This is a genomic window from Aneurinibacillus danicus (assembly GCF_007991215.1).
Lineage (GTDB): Bacteria > Bacillota > Bacilli > Aneurinibacillales > Aneurinibacillaceae > Aneurinibacillus > Aneurinibacillus danicus.
Genome location: NZ_BJXX01000228.1, coordinates 1 through 5942 on the forward strand (window position 1 = coordinate 1; position 5942 = coordinate 5942).

The 5942-nt window shown below is 48.5% G+C and carries 5 protein-coding genes; all 5 read right to left on the minus strand.

The genetic code is table 11. The features are described 5' to 3' along the window. Nucleotides 1-1612: aromatic amino acid hydroxylase (locus ADA01nite_RS21055; protein WP_146812397.1), on the minus strand; the 1612-nt coding region annotated here is incomplete at its 3' end. A gap of 77 nt (nt 1613-1689) precedes the next feature. Further along, on the minus strand, nt 1690-2310 hold the full coding sequence (locus ADA01nite_RS21060; protein WP_146812398.1) for a flavin reductase family protein: 621 nt from the start codon (nt 2308-2310) through the stop codon (nt 1690-1692). A 14-nt stretch (nt 2311-2324) separates the two neighbouring features. After that, nucleotides 2325-3485: a homogentisate 1,2-dioxygenase gene (locus ADA01nite_RS21065; RefSeq protein WP_146812399.1), complete on the minus strand. Its 1161-nt coding sequence runs from the start codon at nt 3483-3485 to the stop codon at nt 2325-2327. A gap of 119 nt (nt 3486-3604) precedes the next feature. Then, entirely contained in the window at nt 3605-4552 is a 948-nt protein-coding gene (locus ADA01nite_RS21070) for a fumarylacetoacetate hydrolase family protein (protein WP_146812400.1), read from the minus strand. Next, nucleotides 4552-5673: a 4-hydroxyphenylpyruvate dioxygenase gene (gene hppD / locus ADA01nite_RS21075; RefSeq protein WP_146812401.1), complete on the minus strand. Its 1122-nt coding sequence runs from the start codon at nt 5671-5673 to the stop codon at nt 4552-4554. Before hppD ends, ADA01nite_RS21070 begins: the two co-directional genes overlap by 1 nt. Nucleotides 5674-5942: the final 269 nt, after the last annotated feature.

A 5942-nucleotide genomic window follows, 5' to 3' on the forward strand; every position in this document is an offset into this window, starting at 1 on the left:
TTATCTCCAGAATTTCAAGGCGCAAGAGCCAATCTTCCGGATACTCGGCATCCAGCGTTTTCGCGATAAGAGGAAGCTCTTTTGCCGCTCTGTCATCTTCCAGGCCTCCTTCTCGAATGTCACGTACTGCCTGGTACAGCCCATGCAGTTTGCGCTCCTTTTCGCTCCATTGCGGGCGCGCTTTGGTAAGCGCTGATTTTTTGTCGGTATGCGCGGAGAATTTTTCTTTGTCGGCCGCACCGGAGAACACGGAGACGATCTTTGCACCGACCGCCATATCATACACACCCCACTCAGGCTCGAACAGCGTATTCCCGTCCACTCTTTTAACTGTACAGTTCTCAAAACCGATAAGGATAACTTTGCCCTGGTAGCGTTGTACGTATTTGACCGTGCCGGCAACGCGGATACCCGATTCGAACTCCAGATTAGCTTGCTGCCCGACTACAATATGAAGCCCCGTTAGCTGCTCTTCCGTCATCTCCTCGAGCGGCGTAGCCTCCCCTCTCAAACGTCCAATCGGAGCACCAAAGCCGTCTTTGTGGTAGTCTTTACCATGGCCGGGAAGCTCTGTGTTTTCCACCGCCAACGCAGTCGGACCTGTCAGTTGCAAATATACGGCTTCATTGCTGTCATCGTATTCCAAGCGCGTAATAATACCGGTAACCTGCAGGCCGGAGCTGTAGACGGCGGTGGCGATGTTCTCGGACTTAATGGCTTTTATCAAGCTCTCCGTGCCGCCGACGGAACAGGCAAGGCGCTTCTCCAACTCTTTTACCGCTTCAATAAGTTCGTCAAAGTCACGGCAGACAAATAATTGCGGCTGATAATCGGTAATATCATATCCGGTCGCAATGCAGGCATCGAGGGAGAACGGCAGCTTTTTCACGTCAGACTTCAGGCAGCGTTTGCTTTCGCCTACTGAAGACAGCAGACCCGCACCGTAAATCTGCGGATTCTCCGGCGTACCGATAAGCCCGTATTCTACCGTCCACCAGTACAGGCGGGATACCAGCTGAATTTCCGATACCTCGACTACCGCCTCCTGGGCTTCTTTTAGCCGCTGCTCCGCTTCTGCAATCTGATCCGCGGTCGCCATAGGATCTTCTTTTACCATGGAAAGATAACGAATTGCTTCATACAAATCATAATCTTCTTTTGTCGACATTGCTTTCGCGCCCAGCGCACCGATAAGCTTCACATAGGAAGCATATTTCGTATCCTTCAAAATTGGTGCATGTCCGGCCGCCTCGTGCAGAATATCAGGTGCCGGGGTATAGGCAATATGCTCATGTGTCCGGATATCGGTCGCAATCGGCAGGATGCCGTGCGCCTGAAAATCCATAAACGCAGCGGAAGAAAGAAAGCCGTCAATCGTAACCGCTCCCCAGCCATACTTGGCCATGCACTCGTCCATCGCTTCAATGCTTGGAATCGCTTCCACATCAATTCCTGACGAGCGCAGGCCATCGATATAGGCGGCATGAGCCCGTTCCCCGAGAAATGCACGGTTTTGCCGCATTACATAACGCCAGACCGCCTGGTTAATCGGCGTATACCTCTCATACTCCTGATCTACGACAAACTCACGCAGGTGAGAAGGAATATTCATTACAAGGCCTCCTCTTTTGCTTTATATGGATTTTTTTAAATAAATCCATAACATTTCTCCTTGCCGCAGTGGGTTATTTAATTCGGTTGCTTTTTACGCTCCAATACAAACGTATCCGCTACAGCCCGACTGTAGACCTGCCCTGACAGGCGGCCGATCGGCTGCAGCTTCTCCGTGTCAATCTTGCCGTCAAAATACAAATCATCTTTCACATGAATATTTACGACCTGCCCGATGACGAGGCTTCCTCCGCCGGGTTTATCACCAAAGTTCAACACATCATGGAGCACGCATTCGAGCTGCACGTCACTTTCTGCTACGCGCGGCGGCTTGATGATGTGACTGCTTACTTTTGTCAGCCCGGCCGCTTCAAATTCGTCGACATCAGGTGGATATTCAATGGCACAATCGTTCATTTGTTCTACAATCTTTTCACCGACGATGTTTACTACGAATTCGCGTGTCGCTTCAATGTTAGTAAGCGTGTCTTTGCGCGCGCCGTCCGTACCGCGACGCATCGGAGAGAAGCAGATCATCATCGGCTCGGCGGAAATCGCGGTAAAAAAACTGAACGGGGCCAGATTGGCTTGACCAGCTTCATTTATAGTCGAAACAAAAGCGATGGGGCGCGGTAAAATGGAGCCGATCATCAGCTTGTAGGCCTCATTCCAGGGAAGCGTGCTTGGTTCGATGTTCATGGAAAGCCCCTCCTTTATTTTTGCGGCAGCCAGCTATACATATAGCCGCTGTCTTCGTAGTCTTGTGCTTGCTTTACCACACGGAGCGGACGGAATGTATCGATCATGACCGCCAATTCCTTGGTGTCCTTCTTGCCGATGCTTTCTTCCATCTTGCCCGGGTGCGGACCGTGCGGCAGCCCGCTCGGATGCAGGGTAATCGATCCTTCTTCAATGCCGCGGCGGCTCATAAAATCGCCGTCTGCATAATAGAGCACTTCATCGCTCTCTACGTTGCTGTGTACATAAGGAGCCGGAATCGCTTCCGGATGATAATCGTACAGGCGAGGCACAAAAGAACAAACGACGTAATTCCGCGCTTCGAAAGTCTGGTGGACCGGCGGCGGCTGATGGACGCGCCCGGTAATTGGCTCGAAATCATGGATACTGAATGCATAGGGATAAAGATAGCCATCCCACCCAACCGCATCAAGCGGATGAAAGTCGAACAGGTATGAGGTCAGCATACCCTGGGCACGCACTCGCACTTCGAACTCGCCTTTCTCATCCTTCGGTTCAAGCTTCTCGGGTGTCCGAAAATCGCGCTCACAATACGGAGAATGCTCCAGCAGTTGGCCATATTCATTGCGGTATCGCTTAGGCGGCACAATCGCGGAATTGGACTCCACCACCAGGAAGCGCGCTTCATCCGACTCGAGAACAACACGGTACGTTGTGCCGATAGGAATGATGATATAGTCGCCCGGATAGAAAGACAGCTCTCCGAAGATACTTTCAATCTTTCCTTTTCCCTCATGAACAAACAGCATTTCGTCGCCTTCTCCATTTCGGTAGTAATACGGCATCTGTTCGGTCGGGCGGGCTACGCCAATGGCCAGATCGTCATTGGCCATCAGAATTTTCCGTGCTTCATAGAAGTCACCGCCTGCTTCCGTGTTCCATGTACGGAAATGCCGATGTTTCAGCCCATCTTTTTCTTCGAACTCAAGAACAATATCTTTGAGCTTTTTCACTTCCCGTACCTGAGTCGGCGGATTGATATGATAAATGAGCGACTGAATTCCGGAGAATCCCTTGGTGCCCATCAATTGCTCATAATACAGTCCACCGTCCGGCTTGCGGAACTGCGTGTGACGCTTATGCGGGATATTCCCCCTCTTCACATAATGCGGCATTCCAACTCCCCCTCTTTTTATAGCATAACTTCACGCAGTGTCTGGATGAATGCTTCGTTCTCGAAAAATAATCGAGTCCAATGTTTGCTGCTTCCTGTTCTATGTACCGCCATCCTGCCTTAGACGATTTCGTTGCGGAGTACGCCCAGCCTTTCGATGGAGAGCTCGACGATATCCCCTTTTTGCAGCCAGCGGTGTATATCGGTGCCCAGCTCGAGAATGCATCCGGTTCCCACCGTACCGGAACCAAGCACATCCCCCGGATAGAGCGTGCAATCTTCAGACGCCCGCTCAATCATCTGTGCAAATGAGAAGTACAATGTTTGCATATTTCCCCGGGATAATAAACGTCCATTGACCGACGCTTTCATCTCAATGTTGTAATGTTCACCGCTGCGACGATCTTCCAGTTCGTCTTTCGTTACCAGATACGGTCCCATCGAAGTAGCGAAATCTTTGCCTTTTGCCGGTCCCAACCCTACCTTTACTTCTTCCCGCTGGATATCACGCGCGCTCCAGTCATTAAGAATCATAAAGCCTTCAATATAATCAAGCGCTTCTTCACGCTTAATATTGCGTCCTTCTTTACCAATGACACAGGCGACCTCCAATTCATAATCCAACCATTCGGTGTATCTCGGTTTCTCTACCGGCTCACCAGGCCCTTTTATCGCAGATGCATTCGAGAAATAAAAAACGGGAAAATGATACCATTCAGGCACCATGTCTAATCCCCTCTTTTTCCGTGCGGTTTTGACATGTTCCTCAAATGCATAGAAATCCCGAAAACTGTTCGGCCGTGGCAGCGGTGCCGCAAACTTCACTTCCGCTTCCTTTCCTACAGCAGGAAAGGACGGGGGCGTTTCTTTCGTCAGCGAAAGCAACCACTGTTTCACTTCTTGCGGAAGGTTCAGATAATCAAGCAGAGAAACGGGAGGGGAGATGGTCTCCCCTCTCATCTCTGTTAGGTAGCGGTAGGTCTCTTCCATGTCATATACGTTTTTGTCCTGAATCCAGCCCGCTCTTATTGTTTGATTGCCCGGTACATAGTAGCTAATGAGTTTCATTAGATGTTGCCTCGACGCTCTTGCTCACGTTCGATGGATTCGAAAAGCGCTTTGAAGTTCCCGTCGCCGAAACCAAGGGCGCCTTTACGCTGGATGATCTCGATAAACAATGTCGGGCGGTCCACAACCGGCTTTGTGAAAATCTGCAGTAAATAGCCTTCGTCGTCGCGGTCGACAAGGACGTTCAACTCCTGTAACTTTTTTAAGTCTTCATCAATTTCTCCTACACGGTTCGTTAAGCCTTCATAGTACGTGTCCGGTGTGTAGAGGAATTCGACGCCATTCTCTTTAAGGGCTTTTACGGTAGCGATAATGTCGTTAGTCAGCAAAGCCAGATGCTGTACACCAGGTCCTTTATAGAAATCAAGATATTCTTGAATCTGGGATTTGCGCTTGCCCTCCGCCGGTTCATTAATCGGAAACTTAATACGTCCCGTGCCATTCGTCATTACTTTGGACATTAAAGCGGAGTACTCTGTAGAAATGTCTTCATCATCAAATTGCTTAAGTACATTAAAGCCAAATACTTTTTCGTAGTAAGACGCCCATTCATCCATTACTTCTACATTGCCTACGATATGGTCAATGCCTACAAGGCCGGTGGATGCAGATGGGATGTCGAATTCGGCAGGTTGATAGCCTGGCAGGAAAATGCCGTTGTAATCTGCTTTTTCGATCAGCGTGTGAATGGTATCACCGTATGTACCAATCACCGCTTTTTTCACCAGACCGTTTTCGTCGCTTTCGGTCCACGGTTCACGGATGGCGATAGCCCCGCGCTCTACAGCGCCTTTGTACGTTTCTTCTACGTTTTCCACTTTCAGCGCAATATCTTTTGCACCTTCACCGTGCAGCTTTACAAATTCAGCGACATCCGTATTATCCTCCAACGTTCCTGTCAAAATAAGGCGGATGCTCCCCTGCTCAAGCACGTAAGATACACGGTCCCGGCATCCGGTTTCCAGACCGCGATAAGCTTTTACTTTAAAACCGAACGCACGGCAATAATAATACGCTGCTTGCTTGGCATTCCCCGTATAAATTTCTACATGATGAATATCCTGTACAGGAAAGATTTCTTCTTTTGTCAGTTTTTTAGTGTCAAACAGTTCTTTAGACATATCATTCCCTCCCAATATAAATAAGATATTAGTTTATTATAAATATTTATTCCTAAATAATCTTATTAATCAAAATAATATGATATTTTATCATTTATCGCAAACGCTTACATTAACGCGTATATACTGTACAACACTAAAGTTAAACACAATTGATATAGGTATTACATTGCCTAAAAAATTTTATTAGTAAACAAAAACACTTGTGGTACGAAGGAAAAGATAGAAAAGAACGAGAGGATGATTTCAATAAGAAAAAGGCGAAAGCC

Excerpts from the sequence above, each read along its gene's own strand:
- ADA01nite_RS21060 (WP_146812398.1), bottom strand. The coding sequence starts at position 2,310 with ATGAACATCGAACCAAGCACGCTTCCCTGGAATGAGGCCTACAAGCTG.
- ADA01nite_RS21065 (WP_146812399.1), bottom strand. The coding sequence starts at position 3,485 with ATGCCGCATTATGTGAAGAGGGGGAATATCCCGCATAAGCGTCACACG.
- ADA01nite_RS21070 (WP_146812400.1), bottom strand. The coding sequence starts at position 4,552 with ATGAAACTCATTAGCTACTATGTACCGGGCAATCAAACAATAAGAGCG.
- hppD (WP_146812401.1), bottom strand. The coding sequence starts at position 5,673 with ATGTCTAAAGAACTGTTTGACACTAAAAAACTGACAAAAGAAGAAATC.